The sequence below is a fragment of the Microbulbifer sp. VAAF005 genome (assembly GCF_030012985.1).
Taxonomy (GTDB): domain Bacteria; phylum Pseudomonadota; class Gammaproteobacteria; order Pseudomonadales; family Cellvibrionaceae; genus Microbulbifer.
On record NZ_CP120233.1, the window covers coordinates 1,693,750 to 1,714,900 of the forward strand.

The following is a 21,151-nucleotide window of genomic DNA, read 5'->3' on the forward strand; positions in this document are numbered from 1 at the left end:
CAAATATTTTCAGCAAGCAACCAAAAGAATCAGGAACCACAAGAAAAGCCTTACAAAACGCAGACTTACGTGACCTATAGATAGAAGTACAAAAATGAAGAGAGAATGAAAATCAACTTTCAGCGAAAAAAAGAAAACTTAACAACAGATAAAACTGTAAACACCATGAAAATGTAAAGATAGGTAAAACTATTTACTGGGAGAGCCCAGCGCAACCCTGCCTAATCTGACCCGACTTTATACAGCCATAAAAAAAGCCACCCAATGGGTGGCTTTTTTGAAAACTAAAAGTTGGCAATTACTTACCAGCCAGTAATTTCCTTCAGAGCGTCGCCGATCTGAGCCAGGGAGCGCACGGTTTTAACACCAGCGTCTTCCAGAGCAGCGAATTTCTCGTCTGCGGTGCCTTTACCACCGGAGATAATCGCGCCCGCGTGACCCATACGCTTGCCGGGAGGAGCAGTTACACCAGCGATGTAGGAAACTACAGGCTTGGTAACATTTTCCTTGATGTAAGCAGCTGCTTCTTCTTCAGCAGTGCCACCGATCTCACCGATCATAACGATTGCTTCGGTCTGCGGATCGTTCTGGAACATTTCCAGGATATCGATGAAGTTGGAACCCGGGATGGGGTCACCACCGATGCCCACACAGGTGGACTGGCCAAAGCCGTAGTCGGTGGTTTGCTTAACCGCTTCATAGGTCAGGGTACCGGAACGGGAAACGATGCCCACTTTACCCGGCTTGTGGATGTGACCTGGCATAATACCGATCTTGCACTCACCCGGAGTGATAACACCCGGGCAGTTCGGGCCGATCAGGCGCACGCCCAGCTCGTCGCACTTCACTTTAGCGTCGAGCATATCCAGAGTCGGAATACCTTCGGTGATACAAACAATCAGCTTGATACCAGCGTTGGCCGCTTCCAGGATGGAATCCTTACAGAAAGGCGCAGGTACGTAGATTACGGAAGCTTCAGCGCCGGTCTTCTCTACCGCTTCTTTAACGGTGTCGAATACTGGCAGGCCCAGGTGAGTCTGGCCGCCTTTACCCGGAGTTACACCACCAACCATCTTGGTGCCGTAAGCAATCGCTTGCTCGGAGTGGAAAGTACCCTGGGAGCCGGTGAAGCCCTGGCAGATTACTTTAGTGTCTTTGTTAATCAATACTGACATGATTATTTACCCTCCGCAGCTTTAACCACTTGCTGAGCCGCATCGGTCAGACTGGTAGCCGCGATAATGTTCAGGCCACTGTCGCTCAGAACCTTGGCGCCCAGATCTGCGTTGTTACCTTCCAGGCGAACAACAACCGGTACTTTAACGCCAACTTCTTTTACTGCGCCCACAACGCCTTCGGCGATCATGTCACAGCGAACGATACCACCGAAGATGTTGATCAGTACGGCTTTTACGTTCTCGTCAGACAGGATGATCTTGAACGCTTCAACAACGCGCTCTTTGGTCGCGCCGCCGCCAACGTCCAGGAAGTTAGCTGGCTTGCCGCCGTGCAGGTTTACGATGTCCATGGTACCCATGGCCAGACCAGCACCGTTTACCATGCAGCCGATGTTGCCATCGAGAGCTACGTAGTTCAGGTCGAACTTGGCAGCGTGCGCTTCACGGGAATCTTCCTGGGAAGGATCGTGCATTTCGCGCAGGTCAGCGTGGCGGTATAGCGCGTTGCTGTCGATTACCACTTTGGCGTCCAAGCAGTGCAGGTTGCCTTCGGTGGTGATTACCAGCGGGTTGATTTCCAGCAGGGCCAGATCTTTTTCCTGGAACATTTTTGCCAGGCCGAGGAAGATCTTGGTGAACTGCTTAACCTGAGTCGGGTTCAGGCCCAGTTTGAAAGCCAGCTCGCGCGCTTGGTAAGGCTGAGCGCCTACCAGCGGATCGATAGTGGCTTTCAGGATTTTTTCTGGAGTCTCTTCCGCTACTTTCTCGATCTCAACGCCGCCTTCGGTGGAAGCCATGAAAACGATACGACGGGTGGAGCGGTCAACAACGGCGCCAAGGTACAGTTCTTGGTCGATGTCAGTGCAGCTTTCAACCAGGATACGGGAAACCGGCTGGCCATTTTCGTCTGTTTGATAAGTTACCAGACGCTCGCCCAGCCACTTCTTGGCAAACTCTTCAATCTCTGCCTTGGAATCTACCAGCTTTACACCGCCAGCCTTACCGCGGCCACCAGCGTGTACCTGGGCCTTTACTACCCACTTATCACCGCCAATTTCGTCAGCCGCTGCTGCTGCCGCTGCCGGGGTTTCCGCTGCAATGCCTTTGGAAACCGGCAATCCGTATTCCGCAAACAGTTGTTTGCCCTGATACTCATGCAAGTTCATAGTCAATACCAATTCACATATAAAATGTGTTTACTAATTGCAGATCACTCTGCACCTGAAAGAGAAATTTAAAATTTCCGTCGTTGCAAATTTCAAATTCCACAAATGAAACCGGGGCGCTAATTAATCAATAATTAGTGCCCCGAAATCGAAAAATATTCTTACTTGCGCTTCTTGCGATTTACGGTGTGAATCGCATGGCCGTTCACTCCCAGCGCCGCTTCTTTCACAGTTTCGGAAAGAGTCGGGTGCGCAAATACCGTCATACCGATGTCTTCAGCACTGGAGCCGAATTCCATCGCGATCGCCACTTGCTGAACCAGGTCTGCGGCAGACGGGCCAACAATATGGGCACCCAGTACGCGGTCAGTTTCCGCGTGAGCAATGATTTTCACGAAGCCCTGGGTATCGTTGGCGGCCATAGCGCGGCCGTTGATAGCAAACGGGAAGCTGCCTACGTTGTAGGGCTCGCCATCGGCCTTCACCTGCTCTTCGGTGCGACCAACCGCAGCGATTTCCGGGTGAGTGTAAATAACGTTGGGGATCACGTCGTAGTTCATCATCGGCTTCTGGCCAGCGATGCGCTCGGCAACCACAACACCTTCTTCTGAGGCCTTGTGTGCCAGCATTGGGCCGCGTACCACGTCACCAATCGCCCATACGCCCGGTGCAGAAGTCATGCACAGGTCGTTGACATAGATGAATCCACGCTCGTCCATCTTCACACCGGCATCTTCAGACAGAAGGCCTTCAGTGTAAGGACGACGGCCAACGCAAACGATCAGCTTGTCGAAAGTTTCCTGGTGCTCTTTACCATCTTTGTCCTGGTAAGTAACAACCACTTCTTCGCCTTTCACTTCGGAGCCGGTTACGCGGCAAGCGAGACGGATATCCAGGCCCTGCTTCTTGAAGATCTTCTGGGATTCCTTGGCAACCTGTTGGTCCATGATCGCCAGGAACTTGTCCATCGCTTCCAGAACAACCACTTCGGAGCCCAGGCGGTTCCATACAGAACCCAGCTCCAGACCGATAACACCGGCACCGATAACACCCAAACGCTTTGGAGTTTCAGCGAATTCCAGTGCACCGGTGGAATCGACAATAATTTTGTTGTCTACCGGAGCGGGCGGAATATTTACCGGTACAGAACCGGAAGCCAGAATGACATTTTCAGCTTCGTAGACGGTGCTGTTGCCTTCGTCGTCGGTTACTTCCACTTTCTTGTTCGCCAGCAGTTTGCCGGTGCCGAAAATGGAGGTCACTTTATTGGCGGTGAACAGACCTGCTACACCACCGGTCAGTTTCTTAACGATCTCGCCTTTGCGCTCGATCATCTTGCTCACATCCATCTTGACCTTGCCGACTTCAATGCCGTGCACGTCGAGAGCATCTTTGGCTTCGTGGTATTTCCAGGAGCTGTCCAGCAGTGCCTTGGAAGGAATACAGCCAACGTTCAGGCAGGTACCGCCATTTACGTATTTACCTTCCTTGTTTTTCCACTTTTCGATACAAGCCGTTTTCAAGCCCAACTGAGCGGCACGGATGGCAGCGACATAACCACCAGGACCGGAGCCAATTACGATTACGTCAAATTTTTCGGACATGATCAGTTCCAGATATTTCTAATGCAGTGTGATCGAGGGGCCCGCAGGCCCCAAGATTTATTGTTTAAACTTCGAGCAAGATACGCGCTGGATCTTCGATCATTTCCTTGATCGCTACCAGGAAGCCAACCGCTTCCTTACCGTCGATCAGACGGTGGTCATAGGACAGCGCCAGGTACATCATCGGCAGGATTTCCACCTTGCCATTTACCGCCATCGGGCGCTCCTGGATTTTGTGCATACCCAGAATTGCAGTTTGCGGTGGGTTCAAAATCGGAGTGGACAGCAGGGAACCGAATACACCACCGTTGGTGATGGTGAAGGTACCGCCAGTCATCTCTTCGATAGACAGTTTGCCATCGCGGGCGCGAACACCCAGATCGCGGATATTGTTTTCCATATCCGCCAGGCCCATGTTCTCCGCGTTGCGCAGAATCGGCACAACCAGGCCTTTCGGAGAGGAAACCGCTACACCGATATCCTGGTAACCGTGGTAAACGATATCGTTGCCGTCGATAGACGCATTCACTGCGGTGTAACGCTTCAGCGCTTCTACTGCAGCTTTTACGAAGAAGCCCATAAAGCCCAGACGAGTGCCGTTGTGGGTCTTCTCGAACAGGTCTTTGTAGTTCTTGCGCAGGTCCATAATCGGCTTCATGTTCACCTCGTTAAAGGTGGTGAGCATGGCGGTGGACTGGGAAGCGTCCAGCAGGCGCTCAGCGATACGCTTGCGCATACGGGTCATGGGTACACGCTTCTCTACGCGCTCACCCGGAGCAACCGCAACTTCAGCAACAGCGGCGGCAGGTGCAGCAGCGGCAGCCGGCGCAGTGCCCGCTTTCATTACGTCTTCCTTGAGAACGCGACCACCCTTGCCAGTGCCTTCAACACCGGCCAGGTCTACGCCCTTCTCAGCAGCCATTTTCTTGGCAGATGGCATGGCAATTTTGTCGCCAGCCGCAGGAGCTGCGGCTTCGGCAGCCGGAGCTTCTGCTTTTTCTTCCGCCGGGGCAGCAGCTGCGCCAGCGCCCGCTTCAAACTTGGCAATCACCTCATTGGAGAGAACGGTATCGCCCTCACCCTTGATGATTTCAGTCAGGGCACCATCGGCAGGTGCAACAACTTCCAGCACAACTTTATCGGTTTCGATATCCACGATCAGTTCATCGCGGGACACAGCTTCACCTGGTTGTTTATGCCAGGTGGCGACAGTTCCGTCCTGAACTGATTCAGGGAAAGTTGGCGCTTTAATCTCGATCGTCATTTTTTCTGTTTCCTGAGATTGACTCTTCACTTATTACTGCCGCCGGTTATTTGACGGTCAGCGCCTCGTTGATGAACTTATTCTGTTCTTCAAGGTGCGTGGACATATAGCCCGCCGCAGGTGCTGCGGATGGGGCGCGGCCCACATATTCCAGATCCAGCTTCGGATGGGTTTCCGACAACAGGCGACGCAAGTGGTGCTGGCTGGAGTACCAGGCGCCCTGGTTCATGGGCTCTTCCTGACACCAGGCAACACTCTTGATCTTCTTGAATGCGGAAACCGCTTCCACAAACTCTTCGTCCGGGAATGGGTACAGCTGCTCGATTCGTACGAACGCCACATCTTCCTGTTCGCGCTCCATACGGGCTTCCAGCAGGTGGTAGTAAACCTTGCCGGAACACAGAACCACACGCTTCACTTTGTCTGGATCTACGCCCTGGTCCTGGATCACGTTGTGGAAGCGACCTTCTGCCAGCTCTTCCAGGCTGGAAGTGGCCAGCTTGTGACGCAGAATCCACTTTGGACTCATAATCACCAGAGGACGGCGCATTGGGCGCACCGCCTGGCGACGCAGCAGGTGGAAGATCTGTGCCGGGGTAGTGGCGTTACACACCTGGATATTGTGCTCCGCACACAGCTGCATAAAGCGCTCAAGACGCGCAGAGGAGTGCTCCGGGCCCTGGCCTTCGTAGCCGTGCGGCAACAGCATTACCAGGCCGCACATACGGCCCCACTTGTGCTCACCGGAAGTGATGAACTGGTCGATTACAACCTGGGCACCGTTGGCGAAGTCACCAAACTGGGCTTCCCACACCACCAGGGACTTTGGTGTCGTGGTGGCGTAGCCGTATTCAAACGCCAACACCGCCTCTTCGGACAGCAGCGAGTCGTAGATATAGAAAGGCGGCTGGTCTTCAAACATGTGCTGCAAAGGCACATAGCTCTGACCGTCTTTCTGGCTGTGAACCACCGCGTGACGGTGGGAGAAGGTACCGCGACCCACGTCTTCACCGGTAAAGCGGACCATAAAGCCCTCTTCCAGCAGAGTGCCGTAAGCCAAGGTTTCCGCCATGCCCCAGTTCAGAGGCAGGGCGCCACCGGCCATTTTGCGGCGGTCTTCATAAATTTTGGAGACCTGGCGCTGCATTACCACGCCATCGGGCACGTTGGTCATGCGAGTAGCGACATCCTGCAGCTTCGGCAGCGCATAGCCGGTATCTGCAGGCACCTGCCAGTCGTGGCCCAGGTAGGGGCTCCAGTCAACAAACATGGAGGAGTCCGGCTTCTTCACAAGACCGGTAGCAACGTCTTCACCGGCATCCAGTTTGTCGCGGTAGTCGTTGGCCAGCTTGTCTGCGGCAACCTTGTCCAGGATGCCCTCGCCCACCAGCTTCTCGGAATAGAGCGTGCGGGTAGTCTTGTGCTTGCGGATAGTCTGGTACATCAGAGGCTGGGTACCAGAGGGGTCATCGGTCTCGTTGTGGCCGCGACGACGGTAGCAGACCAGGTCGATAACGATATCTTTCTTAAATTCGTAGCGGTAGTCCACCGCCAGCAGCGCGGCCAATACGACCATTTCCGGGTCGTCGCCATTCACGTGCAGCACCGGCGCATCGATCATCTTAGCGGGATCGGTGGAGTACTCGGTGGAGCGGGCATCTTCGCGCTTGCTGGTGGTAAAGCCCACCTGGTTGTTCAGTACGATGTGCACAGTACCGCCGGTGTAGTAACCGCGGGTCTGGGACATCTGCAGGGTTTCCTGCACCACACCCTGGCCGGCAAAAGCCGCGTCACCATGGATGTTGATCGGCATTACTTTCTCACCGGTCGCATCTTTGCGGCGATCCTGGCGGGCGCGCACGGAACCCACTACCACGGGCGCACTGATTTCCAGGTGCGACGGGTTAAAGGCCAGGGCCAGATGCACTTCACCACCGGGAGTCATCACGTTAGAGGAGAAGCCCTGGTGGTATTTCACGTCACCAGAAGTATCGAGGGTCTTCTTGCCTTCAAACTCCTGGAACAGATCCGCAGGGTTTTTACCGAGGATATTGACCAGGGTATTCAGGCGGCCGCGGTGGGCCATACCGATCACCACTTCCTTCACCCCGTAGGTGCCGGAGCGACGGATCAGAGCGTCCATCATCGGGATCAGGCTCTCACCACCCTCTACACCGAAGCGCTTGGTGCCGGGGTACTTGGAGTCCAGGTGGCGCTCCAGGCCTTCAGCGGCGGAAAGGCGCTGCAGGATTTCAATCTGGATGTCGGTGCCGAAGTTGGCTTTAGACTGGCTGCGCTCAAGGCGCTGCTGGAACCACTGCTGCTCTTCCAGGTTGGAGAGATGCATGATCTCCGCACCCAGATTGCCACAGTAGGTATTCTCCAAACCCTCGACGATTTCACGCAGGGTCGCCTCTTCTTTACCGAGGAACAGGCTACCGGTATTGAAGGTGGTATCGAAATCACCCTCAGTCAGGCCGTGGTAGCTCAGTTGCAGGTCGGGCACTTGTTCGCGAGCCATCAAGCCCAGGGGGTCGAGGGTCGCTTTTTTATGGCCGCGATGGCGGTAGGAATCGATCAGTTGCAGAACTTTAATCTGCTTGCGCTCGTGCTCAATATTGGCAGAGCCGGCCGCACCGGGAGCGGCCACCGGACGCGCGCGGTGTTTGCTGAGCAGCTCAAAGTGCTGGCGAACAGCAGCGTGGGAAACATCGCTGCTGCCCTCAACGCGGGGGAGGCTATCGAAATAATTGCGCCACTCCTCGGGGACACCGTTGGGGTCGTGCAGATAGGTCTCGTAAAGCTCCTCCACGTAGGCAGCATTGCCCCCGGAGATATGGGAGCTACGCCACAGCTGCTCCATGGTACTTTCGTGCATGTTGATGCCTACCTCAATTGCAGTGTGCTTATTTCTCTTGAGCCACTGCGCTTTCCTTTCACTCACAAAAGGGGAGGCGCACAAAGCCACCTCCCCTTTTCAGTTTTTTACCGGTTAGAACCGGCTTTTTGTCGTTTGCTTGGCACCCTACCTGGCACCGGGTTCGCAGAGCGCGAACCCCAGCGGGCCGATAACCGGCCGCAGTATCCCCTACACGGCGCGGGTCAGCAGCATATTGCGGATATGGCCGATCGCGCGCGTCGGATTCAGTCCTTTCGGGCAAACATTGACACAGTTTTGAATACCGTGACAACGGAATACGCTGAAGGGGTCATCCAGATTTGACAGGCGCTCATCAGTAGCCAGGTCGCGGCTATCTGCCAGGAAGCGGTAAGCCTGCAACAAACCAGCTGGGCCGATGAACTTGTCCGGATTCCACCAGAAAGACGGACAGGAAGTGGAACAGCAGGCGCACAGGATACACTCGTACAGACCGTCGAGCTTTTCGCGATCTTCCGGAGACTGCAGACGCTCGATGGCCGGAGCCGGAGTATCGTTTTGCAGGTACGGTTCAATCTTCTTGTACTGCTCGTAGAACTGCTCCATATCCACAACCAGGTCGCGGATAACAGGCAGGCCCGGCAGCGGACGCAGAACCAGTTTACCCTTGGGGGCAGCTTCAGACAGTGGCGTAGTGCACGCCAGACCATTGCGACCGGAAATATTCATACCATCGGAGCCACAAACGCCCTCACGGCAGGAACGACGGAAAGACAAGGTCTGATCTTCGGCTTTCAGCAGTTCCAGAACGTCCAACACCATCAGGTCCTTGCCCTTGGTGTCCAGTTCATAGTCCTGCATATAAGGCGCTTTGTCGGTTTCCGGGTTGTAACGGTAAATGCTTACTTTCAACATACTCTATTCCGCTCCCGAATCAGTAAGTCCGAGCTTTCGGTTCAAAGGCTTCCATAGTGTTAGGCGCGAAGTTTACTGCACGCTTGCCAACACGTTTTTCCGTGGGGAAATACATAGAGTGGCACAGCCAGTTTTCATCATCGCGCTCCTGGAAGTCCTCACGGGCGTGAGCACCGCGGCTTTCAGTGCGGGTCTCTGCAGCAACTGCAGTGGCCTCGGCAACTTCCAGTAAGTTTTGCAGCTCCAGCGCTTCAACACGGGCGGTGTTAAACGCACGGCTCTTGTCTTCGAGGCGCACATTTTCAATACGCTCGCGCAGATCTGCAAGCTTCTTCACACCTTCGGCCATAAAGTCGCCGCGACGGAATACGCCGAAGTGGTTCTGCATCACGCCCTGCAGCTCTTTGCGCAGGTCGGCAGCCTTCTCACCCTTCTCATTGGTTTCCAGGTGATTCAGGCGGGCCATAGCGGCTTCGAGATCAGACTCGGAAGCTTCGCGGTGCTCGATACCTTCGCGCAGGGACTTCTCAATAAACAGACCGGAAGCGCGACCGAATACCACCAGGTCTAGCAGGGAGTTACCGCCTAAGCGGTTGGCTCCGTGTACGGACACACAGGCAACTTCGCCACAGGCGTAGAAGCCATCAACAATCTGATCGTTACCCGCAGCGTCCTGGGTCAGAGCCTGACCGTGAACGTTGGTGGGAATACCACCCATCATATAGTGACAGGTAGGTACTACCGGGATCGGCACCTTAACTGGGTCGGCGTGAGCGAAGGTCTTGGACAGTTCACAGATACCGGGCAGACGGCTGTTGAGCAGCTCTTCACCCAGGTGATCAAGCTTCAGGAATACGTGATCGCCTTCCGGGCCACAGCCGCGGCCGTCGAGAATCTCGAGAACCATAGAGCGAGCCACAACGTCGCGGGAAGCGAGGTCTTTGGCGTTGGGCGCATAGCGCTCCATAAAACGCTCACCATCTTTATTGATCAGGTAGCCACCCTCACCGCGACAACCTTCGGTCACGAGTACACCGGCACCGTAAATACCAGTGGGGTGGAACTGCCACATCTCAATATCCTGGACCGGCATGCCAGCACGCAGGGCCATACCGACACCGTCACCGGTATTGATGTGTGCGTTGGTGGTGGAAGCGAAGATACGACCGGCACCGCCGGTAGCGAATACAGTCGCTTTGGATTTGATATAAACCACTTCGCCATCTTCGATGCACATGGCGATCACACCGACAACAGCACCGTCCTGGTTCTTCACCAGGTCAATCGCAAACCATTCGTTCAGGAATTCGGTTTTGTGCTTAACGTTGTTTTGATAGAGGGTGTGCAGCAGTGCATGGCCGGTACGGTCAGCAGCAGCACAAGTACGTGCAGCCTGGCCACCGCGGCCGAAATCTTTAGACTGACCACCGAAGGGGCGCTGATAAATACGACCTTCCTCAGTACGGGAGAAAGGCAGGCCCATGTGCTCCAGCTCAAATACCGCTTCCGGACCTACGGAACACATATATTCAATAGCGTCCTGGTCACCGATATAGTCGGAACCCTTAACGGTATCGTACATATGCCAGCGCCAATCATCGTTGGGATCTGAACTGGCAATTGCACAGGTAATGCCACCCTGGGCAGATACTGTGTGAGAACGAGTCGGGAATACCTTGGTAATAACCGCAGTTTTATAGCCGGACTGAGCCATTTGCAGGGCAGCGCGCATACCGGCACCGCCTCCACCAATTACAATCCCGTCAAATGAAATAGTACGCATGTTCGCCATTGCTTATACACCCCAAAGAATTTCAATGCCCCACACCGCGTATAACACGGCAACGGCAGCCAGAATCACTTCTACGAACAAGCGCAGAACAGTGGCTTTACCGCCCATCATCCGGTTGGTGATGTAGTCAGTTACCACGGACCAGAGGCCAATCCAGGCGTGAATAATGGTGGACAGCAAGGCAACCAGGCTGAAAACACGCATCCAGCGCTGGGCGAACAGTTCGGACCAGGCCTGGTAGCCGAAGTCCTTACTAAAAAAGATAAAACCCACTATAAAGAGGGTATAGGCGAGCAATATTACCGCAGTGACTCTCTGGTAGAGCCAATCGAAAGTACCGCTACGGCCAAAGCTTGTTACTGTTTTTACCACAACCATACTCCCGCCAGAAGAATAAGGATTACAGCCAGCACCAGCACTGACACAGCGCTGCGACGGCCGCCTTCGAGACTTTCACCTACTCCCATATCCATAAACAGATGACGAACACCTGCCAGAATGTGGTAGATAAGTGCCGCCAGCGATGCCCAGAGAATGAGCTTGGCAGGGATACTGTTAAATACCGCTGCAATTTCGGCGAATCCCTGCTCGGATTCCAAACTGACATCGAGCATCCACAGCAGTAGTGCAACAACAACGAAGAGCACTACACCGGAAATACGATGCAAAATGGAAACCACAGCGGTAGCGGGAAGCTTTATAGTGGAAATGTCTAAATTGACAGGTCTGTTTTTGTTCACAGGAAAAACACCTTGTTGCCCTGAACGACCGGGCGCCCGTTAGCTTTTCAATGGAGGGACGAGCTGCTTGCTAATTACTTTGCACTCGATCTGATTAAGCCTTATACAAAGTAGCCGTACCATGGCGCAAGCCGCGCGGATTATAGGCATTCACTAGTCAAAACACAACGAACGCCTGCGATTACACTGGGTTCCCACTACTATCACGCAGTAAATCGGGAACTGCGGGATTTCCTTAGACATTACTGTGTATTATCTAGACAAATAATCTACTGGTGCGAGGCGGAACCGGATATCCTGCCGCCAATAGACTGGCCGTCCACTCCTTTTGGTTTGACAATTTGCGGCGCGGCACTTAAGTTTGGCCCCGCTCAAAAGGCCGCCAGCACCCGAAAATAGCGGGAAAAGGCCGGCAAAAGAACATTTTTAGGAGTCCGCAATGTCCGATAAAAAAGCGCACCTCACAGTCGATGGTATCGACGGCGCTCTTGAGATGCCCGTTCGCTCCGGCACCCTCGGCCCCGATGTGATCGATGTCGGCGGTCTGACCGGCAAAGGCTTATTCACTTACGACCCGGGCTTCGTATCTACCGCCTCTTGTGATTCCAAGATCACCTTTATTGATGGCGGCAAAGGCCAACTGCTGCACCGCGGCTACCCCATCGAGCAACTGGCAGAAAAATCCGACTACCTGGAAACCTGCTACCTGCTGATGAATGGCGAACTGCCGAATGCAGAAGAAAAGAAGAAGTATGTAGACACTATTATGTCTCACACCATGGTTCATGAATCCCTGGTGAATTTCTTTAAAGGCTTCCGTTACGATGCCCACCCAATGGCAATGATGTGCGGCGTAGTGGGTGCCCTCGCCTCCTTCTATCACGACTCTTTGGATATCACCAACCCAGAGCACCGCGAGATTTCCGCCCACCGCCTGATTGCCAAGATGCCAACTCTGGCTGCCATGTGCTACAAGCACTCCCAAGGCATGCCCTTCATGTATCCGGACAATAGCCTCAGCTACTCCGAGAACTTCCTACACATGATGTTTGGCAATCCCTGTGAGCCCAGCAAGATAGACCCGATTGTCGCCAAGGCAATGGATATCATCTTCCTGCTGCACGCCGACCACGAGCAGAATGCGTCCACCTCCACTGTTCGCCTGGCCGGCTCTTCTGGCGCCAACCCCTTCGCCTGCATCTCTTCCGGCATTGCCACTTTGTGGGGACCCGCTCACGGCGGCGCTAATGAAGCGGTACTGAACATGCTGCAGGAAATTGGCGATGAAAGCCGCATAGACGAATTCGTACAGCGCGCCAAGGATAAAAATGACCCCTTCCGCCTGATGGGCTTCGGTCACCGCGTCTACAAGAACTTTGACCCTCGCTCTCGCGTAATGCAGGGCATCTGCGATGAAGTTCTGGGTGCTATGGGTGCGGAAAATGATCCTCTACTGAAGATCGCCAAGAAACTGGAGAAAATCGCCCTCGAGGACGACTACTTCGTAGAGAAGAAACTCTACCCGAATGTAGATTTTTACTCCGGCATTATTATGAAGGCTATTGGTATTCCCACCGATATGTTCACTGTAATTTTCGCCACTGGCCGCACCTCAGGCTGGATCGCACATTGGAATGAAATGATTTCCAACCCGTACAAAATTGGCCGCCCTCGCCAACTGTATACTGGCTATCCGCAGCGCGATTATGTACCGCTCGAGCAACGCTAACGCTAGCCTCCAGCAAAAAACCCGGCTACGCCGGGTTTTTTATTAGGCTGGCAGTAAAATTCCACCCAATTATTCTCAAGTTAATCAACTGCATTCCGGTAAAATTACAAAAGCAAATAGCTTAAGCGTGACACAAGTCTCACTTTGCAAATTTTACCCGCCTTTAACCCCCCATTGCGGTCAAACCCATTGTCATCCAATGTAAAATCCGCCACGCCCGCTGGGACCCAAATAGCTTTGCTTTCTTTAAGTTACCCCCAACTTCGCGGAGCGATCAGACCTCATAACAAACCTTTAAAAATTACTGGGACTAAATTCATGCTTAGTTTTATTTCTGGAATGTTCCGGAGTAACAAAACAGAAGATGCGGCGGATCTCGAAGAAAAATACACTCGCAGCTCCTATGCAGGAACTAAAGGTACCCGCACCATCTCTTATGACCCCAACTTAATCAAAGCACTCGAAGATGATCACCGTACCCTGATCAGTATTTTTCAGCGTATGTGGTCAGAAGGTTACGAGAAACAAAACTATCGCCAGTTATCGCAGCTGTTGACCCAATTTAAGTCTGGCTTTCAAGCTCACCTGATCAAGGAAAATGTACGCTTTTATGTTTATCTAGAGCAGGCCCTGGCTGGCGACGCCCACACCCTGCAGGTAGTTAAAGATTTCCGTACTGATATGAACGAGATTGCAAATGCTGTTGTGCAATTTTGTAAGCGCTACAACCATGAAGCCTTCACCTCGGAAATGGTTCGCGATTTCAAAATGGATTACCAGAAAATTGGGGAAGCTTTGACCCGTCGCACAGCCCTTGAAGAAAAAGAACTCTACGTCCTTTATCAACCCTCCTAAAAGCAACTATTAGTTTTTTTATCAGGAGTGGTGAGATATTTAACCTAGAAATGCCAGTAAGAAACAGTTCTTTACAATAGGCATACTATTTTTAAGTCCGCAGCCCACAAGGACGGGGCCGCATGCTTTTGAACTCCGAGCACCTAACCTTAGACCAAAGAGTCTCTCCTACCATCCCGCAATTTTTGCAGCTAAATAAAACTTAAAGCACCGCATTGGGGCAAAAGGCTTTCGGCCACCCCGAAAGGAAACCAAAGCTGCGCACTCAAGTTAAGTCCATTCAAATTTTCCGAACTAACCTCGCTTTACGTCCAATTCTCTATCGTCATCACTCAATCGGCACTAGACGTTTATTTAATTTTGTTTAAACATATAGGAATTAGAATTCAAAAAAACAATACAGAGTGGGATATTGGTCTAAGAAAGTTTGTAAGCTATCTGGCTAACAAGTTAAAAAATACAAAGACCGATAGAAAAACCAAAGCAGTCGGGGGAGGTATGACTGAGCTAGACGGCACACTTGCCGAGCAACTACCAAGTGGTATTCATACCAGTGACAGTAGTTACCCAATTTATGTGATTATCGGTACGGGTCCAGTGGGTGTGCGCTGCGCACAAAAACTGCTGGAATTCTGTGACGAAGCTCAAATTGTTATCTATGGAGCGGAAACAGAATCTCCCTACAACCGAGTAAAACTTTCTCAGTATTTATCAAGCCATGTTGAGCTGGAGGAGCTTAATAACCCTATTCTCAGCCAAAGTGACCATCGGCTTGCCGAATATATTGATCGCAAAATCGTTTCGATCGATCGATCGCAAAAGACAGTTACTGATGCTGCAGGAAATGTACAGCCATATTCCAAGCTCATAATTGCTACCGGGTCAAACCCGATTATTCCAAATATTCAAGGCGCAGATCTGTCGGGTGTGTACCCTTTTCGAAGCTTGCGAAATACCAATGACCTGCTCACCTTAAGAGAGCAAAATGCTGATGTCTGTGTTATTGGTGCCGGTGCTCTGGGGCTTGAAGCTGCTACAGCATTGAAAACACCAAAAAATAATGTCACTTTGCAATCTAGAGGTCACTTACTCAGTGGCCTCTTAGGAGAGGAAGGTGAAGAGTTTCTTAAATCAGCACTCACCGCACTGGGTGTCGAGCTAAAGATATCAGACTCGCTAGAAACCATTGAGGAAAATGATAGCAAGCGCATACTCACTTTTGCCAGTGGAGAAAAACTTCCCGTTGACGCTATCGTATTGTGCACGGGAATTAAGCCGGAAATTAGCCTGGCCGAACAATGCGGTCTATCTACTGAGCGCGGAATCGTAGTCAATGAATGGATGCAAACTTCCGATCCAGATATTTATGCTGTAGGAGAGTGTGCTGAATTTGATCAAAAAGTTTACCAGCTTGTTCGGCCGGGATACGAGCAAGCAGAAAGTTGCTGTTCGCATATTCACCGCAATCACAATAGAAGCCTTTCGGCTCAACCTTACTCCGGAAGTTATACCGATATCCAGCTGAAAATTGCCCATATTCCCTGCGGAATTATGGGGGAAGTAACACCGGAGAATATCGATCAGTTAGAAGGCGTAAAAAGCTACATCTATCGGAATCGCTTCAAGGGAATTTATCGGCGTTTATTTATCAAGGGCGAATATGTTGTCGGGGCCATTTATATCGGCAGCTGGGACGAAGCCAATGAATTGCGCCAGACAGTAGCACAAGAACAAAAAATTTCTCTGCGCGCACTGAAAGACTTTGAAAGCGAAGGGCGAGTATTTGCCAAAAAATCCGGCAATAGCATCAAAGATTTTCCCGATAGTTATTTGGTTTGTCAGTGCAATTCTGTCACCAAAGGGGAATTATGCAAAGCTATTTCCGACGGTAAGCGCAATTTAAATGAGTTGCAGCAGGCAACAACTGCCGGGTCAGTTTGTGGTAGTTGCCGCCCTCTAATGGCGGAACTTTTAGATACTCCAGCCCCAAACTTGGTAATGCGTCATTCAAAGGGGATATTGATCACTTCAATACTCTCACTAATTCTGATTTCGCTCGCCTTCCTGATGCCACCAACTCCGGTTTCCTCCTCAGTGCAAACGGCACTTTTCTGGGAAAAACTCTGGTATGACAATTTTTGGAAGCAGATTACGGGCTATACCATTCTTGCTATGTGCCTGTTTACTGCCGCTCTCAGTATCAGAAAACGCTGGAAGAGGCTTAGCCTTGGGCATGTCGATCACTGGCGGTATGCACACAGCGTTACAGGGTTAATCGCTCTAATTACACTCGCTGTACATTCTGGCTTCCGCCTTGGTGAAAATCTGAACTTGGCATTAATGCTGGTATTTCTAACTGCAACCGCAACTGGTTCTCTCGTCGGCGTTTTTATGGCGCGCAACCACCATTGGACTGACCTGAAACTTCGCGAACACCGAAAATGGTGGTCCCGAGTTCACTATGCCCTGCTCTGGGCCTTACCGGTCCTTCTCGCCTACCATATTTTTGCGGTTTATTACTTCTAGATGAAATCATATCAATTTAAATTCTGGCATTACGGTGTATTGCTAACGCTGGCTATCGGCTCTGCGGTGGCATACAACCTTAATGTTGACGATAAATCTCTATTTATCAGTGGAGATGCTACGCACGGTCACCACCAGATTGAGCTGGCTTGTACTTCCTGCCATACCGATGGCTTTGCTGGTGAGGATGCTGTTCAGCAAGCTTGCCTGAATTGCCATGCGGAAGAACTGGAGCTTGTAGACGACTCACACCCCCGGCAGAAATTTTTAGATCCACGCAATGCTGTACTTCTAGAAACTCTTGACGCCCGGCTATGTGTAAGTTGTCACACTGAGCACAAACCACAGATCACCGGAGAGATGGGCGTAACCCTGGCGGGCGACTTTTGCTTTCACTGCCACAGCGATATTGCCGAAGAGCGCAGTAGTCACAAAGACCTGGGATTTGAAACCTGCGCAAGTGCGGGCTGCCACAACTATCACGATAATGGCTCGCTCTATGAAGACTTCCTTATCGCCCATGTTGATCAACCTGATCTATTGGAAACTGCAAAACTTCCCGCTCGTACAGCAGTTCAGTCCTGGCTAAATGAGCATTCAGATAAAGCCCCTTTGAAAGTTAGCGAGGCAGACATTAGCAGCTCTAGCCAGACTGCAGAAATCGCAACGGTCTGGGCACAGAGTATTCACGCACAAACAGAGGTGAACTGCAGCAGCTGTCACGTCGATGGGCAAATGCAATTCAGTAGCGTTGAGATTGTCGAGCAATGTGCTAGTTGCCACAGCGATCAAAAAGAGTCCTTCACTCAAGGAAAACATGGAATGCGCATGTCCAACAAGCTGGAAGAGGGCTTTATCCAGCAGGTCGGCGCCATCTCCCCGCAACAGGCCCGCCTTCCCATGAATAGCAGCGCAACGGATGAATTGAGCTGTGTCAGTTGTCACGGGCCCCATGAAGTAAATCTGCAATTTGCCGCTGTAGAGGCTTGCCTGGGTTGTCACAGTGACGAGCACAGTCTCTCTTACAAAGAGTCCCCTCATTTCGATACCTGGAATTCAAACCCAGAGGGTGGCGTAAGCTGTGCCAGCTGCCATTTACCACGGGAAACCCATGGCGAACAGGTTGTAGTTAACCATAATCAAAATCATAACCTTCGCCCCAATGAAAAAATGATGCCCGTTTGCCTGAGCTGTCATGGAGCCGAATTCTCCCTTGCTGCCCTGGCTGACAAAACTCTAATTAACAATAATTTCAAGCATAAACCCGCAGAGAAGCATGAAACCTTCGAGCTGATCCGCGAGCGTATTGCAAGGATTACCAAAAGCAAAAACAAGCAAAATCAATCCCAATAGGAGGGGAAAATATGCGTATTGCCGCTTGTATTATCGCTGGACTGGCACTGCTCACGGGCTGTGAGAAAAACCAGGGAGTTGCTCCGGAGCGAATGGCGGATGCCATCTTTGCCGTTATCGAGGCAGACAGGGCCAACTACACCAACAAGGTTGTAAACCGCCTGCAGAACGAGGAGAAAATCCTTGACGCTGATGAGCACTGGCAAGATAAGAAATTGCTACCACTTCCCGCGCAGATGATGCGTATGGGAGCTGAACGTGTTGCCGAAAATGAATCTGGCTTTAACTATGCCCTGCTCTCCCTGTGGCCAATCAACAAACAAAACAAACCGCGTACTGAGATGGAAAAAGAGGGCTTGCAGTACGTAATCGACAATCCAGGGAAAAACTTTTACGGCCGCGAAAAACTAGGTGATACCGAATACTTCACTGCAGTATATGCGGACGTAGGTGTTTCACCTGCTTGTGTGAGCTGTCACAACGATCACGTAGACAGCCCGCGCACTGACTTTGAGCTGGGCCACACTATGGGTGGTGTTGTTATCCGAATCCCGCTCTGATCAGTTAGTTAGTAAATAACTGCGTCCGACTTTCGGGTCGGGCAACTCTCTCACAAAATATTGCCGGCGGATATTAGTCGGTGAGAACTGAGTTTAGAATAATGTAAAAGAGTGGCGGCCGAATTCGTTTCGACCGCTCCCTCTTTTAAGCTGACTGGCTCTACTCCCGCTACTACCTCGCTGAAATCATTCAGACCAGTGGTTACCCGCTGTGGGCCTATTTCCGGGTCAGTCCAGTCTCCATTACGGCCCGCTTTTTCTTGGGCTTCGCTCCGCAAAGCACACCTAGGCATTACTATATTAATGTCAAAGTCCCGCAGAGCAAACCGACCAAGGTGATTGCAATACTGAGAAAACCTACTAAAAGGTCAGCGCAGAGGATCAATAAGCCCCTGCAACCCCTCTACTTTTATCTCTAAGGCTAATGCCATCAACTGTCCTAGACGCCCCTCTGGAAACCCCTTTTTTGCGAACCAAAGCAGGTACTCCTCAGGCAAATCTATTAAAACCCGGCCCGAGTATTTTCCAAATGGCATTTTGAGTCGAGCCAGTTCTACCAAGTCTTGTTTTTCGAACAACTTAACAACCACCTAAATATTGACAAAAAAAGGGAATGAAACTCCCAATTTGGATTTGTTGCCAGTTCATGCGGACTCTACACTGGCTCCGAAATAGTTGGCCTGCGCCGACTCTTTATACCTCAACCTTCCAGTAACAGAGGTGTCTATGCGTATCAAAGCTATCAAATATCTCAGCTTGGCCGCAGTATTGACTGCAAGCCTTGGAGGTACGGGCTGCGCCAATATGAGTGATACCGATCGCCGAATCGGCACCGGTGTCGGTATAGGCGCAGTAACAGGTGCCTTGATTAGTGGCGGGCGCCCCGGTGGCACTGCCGCAGGTGCGGTTATTGGTGCCGGTGCAGGCTACCTCTATGATAGGGAAAGAAAGCGCAGAGATTACTATCGTTATCGCGGTCGCTACTATCGTTATTAATTTACGGTTTATTTTCAGTAGCTAATTAATATAGTGCGAGTGCTATTTTATTTCAGTACTCGCACTACTGAACCAAGTAAGGAAGTCAGCTCCCACCAAAACTGATTTCTATAAGGCAGAATTTACACAAGCTTCGTTTTCGTTTTGCCGCACCGTTCACAGCAATATTCAGTAACCAACTTTCCCTGCTTTACGTCAAACTTGCGCTCGGTGACCACTTTCCATTTATGAAAACCTTCCCTGCACAGGGTGCTGCCCTTGTGCTTTTGCCAAGCGGTTTTTCTTTTAAAAGGAATAACATCTCCCATTTGTTCTCGCACAATAAAGTTTGAACACTAATTTTATTTTGGAACAATAAAGTTTGAACACTAATCACTTCAAGAGCCTAAATGTACCTTTGGGGTATCAAACAGGTGAGATAAATGAAGAGGTAAGTTGCTTCAAATTACACACACATACCGACAATTTTATCCTAAAAAAAGAAAAAATTAGATATAGCATACCAAAAAAATCTTTATTAAAAAAATTCTTTCTATTTATTTGCTTATTGGTTGGTTACAAATCTAGCGCTCATACCTCATCATTACAAGTGAACCACCCGATCTTTGATGGAATCCATCTAGATTTGTAGCAACGCAGCCACTAATCCTCGGCAATGGAGCGCTCAGTCAGAAAGGTCAGAAATAAAAGAGTTATCTAGGTGGTAAAGACACGTTGGTCTTGCCCACAAAAAGTAGACACTCTAACTATGCGTATTTTCGCTCATACTCTGCTGGACTTACATAGCCCAATGCAGAGTGCCTACGAACTCTATTGTAGAAAATCTCAATGTATTCAAACACCTCAGATTTTGCTTGCTCTTCGCTTTCGAATGTTCCGGCATAGACCAGCTCGACTTTTAGCCTGCTAAAGAATGATTCCATTGCCGCATTATCCCAACAGTTAGCCTGGCGACTCATACTCGGCTTGCACTTGCTTTCGGACAAGAGATCCTGGTATTTCTGCGATCGATATTGCACACCCCTGTCAGAGTGAACTAGCAGTCCAGGCTTTATTGGTCGTCGCTCTAGGGCCATTTTCAATGCTCGACGTGTCAATTCATCGGTCATCTGCGAGTCGAATGCCCAACCTACAATACGTCGAGAGTACAGATCCATAACTACCGCGAGGTATAGCCACCTATCCAGAACCCAGATATACGTAATGTCACTGGTCCAGCGGCAATTTGGTCGATCCACATCAAAGCAACGCTTAAGTAAGTTGGCGGAGACGTTAATGCTCCCCTCTACGGGCTGACTATATCGAAAGCCTTTGCCGTTTCTCGCTTTAATATGTTCCTGTTGCATAAGCTTAGCGACGTAGTTCCGCGAGCATGGCTCACCTAACTCTTGAAGCTCGCAAGCAATTCTAGGCGCGCCATAACGACCTTTAAACTCAACAAACGTCTCTCGGATTTTCTCGATTGTTCGTATCTCTCTAATCGTGCGAGCAGATGGCAATCGCCCCCGCCATCGATAATAACCCGATCTTGAGACTTCTAAACACCGACACATCAAGCTAACCGGGAATGACCCTACATGCTCTTGTATCAATGC

18 protein-coding genes are annotated in these 21,151 nt (G+C 51.1%); 6 read left to right on the forward strand and 12 right to left on the reverse strand.

All coding sequences use genetic code 11. The features are described 5' to 3' along the window. Positions 1-302: 302 nt before the first annotated feature. The 9 genes from sucD to sdhC all read right to left on the reverse strand — a co-directional run bounded on the left by sucD (position 303) and on the right by sdhC (position 11,537). Positions 303-1,175, reverse strand: coding sequence for a succinate--CoA ligase subunit alpha (sucD, locus tag P0078_RS07525; protein WP_108734154.1), 873 nt, complete (start codon positions 1,173-1,175; stop codon positions 303-305). Between the two features lie 2 nt (positions 1,176-1,177). Further along, a complete protein-coding gene (sucC, locus tag P0078_RS07530; protein WP_282933818.1) occupies positions 1,178-2,344 on the reverse strand; it encodes an ADP-forming succinate--CoA ligase subunit beta in 1,167 nt (388 codons plus the stop codon). Positions 2,345-2,505: 161 nt separating this feature from the next. After that, entirely contained in the window at positions 2,506-3,948 is a 1,443-nt protein-coding gene (gene lpdA, locus P0078_RS07535) for a dihydrolipoyl dehydrogenase (protein WP_282933819.1), read from the reverse strand. Positions 3,949-4,012: 64 nt separating this feature from the next. Beyond that, entirely contained in the window at positions 4,013-5,212 is a 1,200-nt protein-coding gene (odhB, locus tag P0078_RS07540) for a 2-oxoglutarate dehydrogenase complex dihydrolipoyllysine-residue succinyltransferase (protein ID WP_282933820.1), read from the reverse strand. Positions 5,213-5,258: 46 nt separating this feature from the next. After that, complete coding sequence (locus tag P0078_RS07545) at positions 5,259-8,090, reverse strand: 2-oxoglutarate dehydrogenase E1 component (protein ID WP_282933821.1); 2,832 nt, start codon at positions 8,088-8,090, stop codon at positions 5,259-5,261. A 210-nt stretch (positions 8,091-8,300) separates the two neighbouring features. After that, positions 8,301-9,005 (reverse strand): succinate dehydrogenase iron-sulfur subunit, encoded by a 705-nt coding sequence (locus P0078_RS07550; protein ID WP_282933822.1) that lies wholly within the window; start codon positions 9,003-9,005, stop codon positions 8,301-8,303. A 19-nt stretch (positions 9,006-9,024) separates the two neighbouring features. After that, on the reverse strand, positions 9,025-10,797 hold the full coding sequence (gene sdhA, locus P0078_RS07555; RefSeq protein WP_282933823.1) for a succinate dehydrogenase flavoprotein subunit: 1,773 nt from the start codon (positions 10,795-10,797) through the stop codon (positions 9,025-9,027). 3 nt (positions 10,798-10,800) lie between these two features. Next, positions 10,801-11,169: a succinate dehydrogenase, hydrophobic membrane anchor protein gene (gene sdhD / locus P0078_RS07560; RefSeq protein ID WP_282933824.1), complete on the reverse strand. Its 369-nt coding sequence runs from the start codon at positions 11,167-11,169 to the stop codon at positions 10,801-10,803. Beyond that, a complete protein-coding gene (gene sdhC, locus P0078_RS07565; protein ID WP_282933825.1) occupies positions 11,163-11,537 on the reverse strand; it encodes a succinate dehydrogenase, cytochrome b556 subunit in 375 nt (124 codons plus the stop codon). Before sdhC ends, sdhD begins: the two co-directional genes overlap by 7 nt. Before the next feature lie 439 nt (positions 11,538-11,976). Here sdhC and gltA point away from each other — a divergent pair, with 439 nt between their 5' ends. From gltA to P0078_RS07590, 5 genes are all read left to right on the forward strand, one after another. Further along, a complete protein-coding gene (gene gltA, locus P0078_RS07570) occupies positions 11,977-13,266 on the forward strand; it encodes a citrate synthase (protein WP_282933826.1) in 1,290 nt (429 codons plus the stop codon). Positions 13,267-13,584: 318 nt separating this feature from the next. Continuing rightward, positions 13,585-14,121, forward strand: a complete 537-nt coding sequence (locus P0078_RS07575; protein WP_282933827.1) for a hemerythrin domain-containing protein — start codon at positions 13,585-13,587, stop codon at positions 14,119-14,121. 498 nt (positions 14,122-14,619) lie between these two features. Further along, positions 14,620-16,647, forward strand: coding sequence for an FAD-dependent oxidoreductase (locus tag P0078_RS07580; protein WP_282933828.1), 2,028 nt, complete (start codon positions 14,620-14,622; stop codon positions 16,645-16,647). Further along, positions 16,648-18,000: a cytochrome c3 family protein gene (locus P0078_RS07585; protein WP_282933829.1), complete on the forward strand. Its 1,353-nt coding sequence runs from the start codon at positions 16,648-16,650 to the stop codon at positions 17,998-18,000. Positions 18,001-18,011: 11 nt separating this feature from the next. Beyond that, complete coding sequence (locus P0078_RS07590) at positions 18,012-18,560, forward strand: Tll0287-like domain-containing protein (protein ID WP_282933830.1); 549 nt, start codon at positions 18,012-18,014, stop codon at positions 18,558-18,560. Between the two features lie 368 nt (positions 18,561-18,928). Here the strand turns inward: P0078_RS07590 and P0078_RS07595 are convergent, their stop codons facing one another. Continuing rightward, positions 18,929-19,138, reverse strand: a complete 210-nt coding sequence (locus P0078_RS07595; RefSeq protein WP_282933831.1) for a DUF3820 family protein — start codon at positions 19,136-19,138, stop codon at positions 18,929-18,931. A gap of 148 nt (positions 19,139-19,286) precedes the next feature. On the opposite strand from P0078_RS07595, the gene P0078_RS07600 reads away from it, so the two are divergent. After that, the gene (locus tag P0078_RS07600; RefSeq protein WP_108734168.1) at positions 19,287-19,556 is read left to right on the forward strand and encodes a YMGG-like glycine zipper-containing protein; all 270 of its coding nucleotides are present in this window, start codon (positions 19,287-19,289) and stop codon (positions 19,554-19,556) included. A gap of 122 nt (positions 19,557-19,678) precedes the next feature. Here P0078_RS07600 and P0078_RS07605 read toward each other — a convergent pair whose 3' ends face one another. Both P0078_RS07605 and P0078_RS07610 read right to left on the reverse strand, forming a co-directional pair. Continuing rightward, positions 19,679-19,864: a hypothetical protein gene (locus P0078_RS07605; RefSeq protein WP_282933832.1), complete on the reverse strand. Its 186-nt coding sequence runs from the start codon at positions 19,862-19,864 to the stop codon at positions 19,679-19,681. Positions 19,865-20,302: 438 nt separating this feature from the next. Further along, positions 20,303-21,148, reverse strand: coding sequence for an IS3 family transposase (locus P0078_RS07610; RefSeq protein ID WP_282933833.1), 846 nt, complete (start codon positions 21,146-21,148; stop codon positions 20,303-20,305). Positions 21,149-21,151 lie beyond the last annotated feature (3 nt).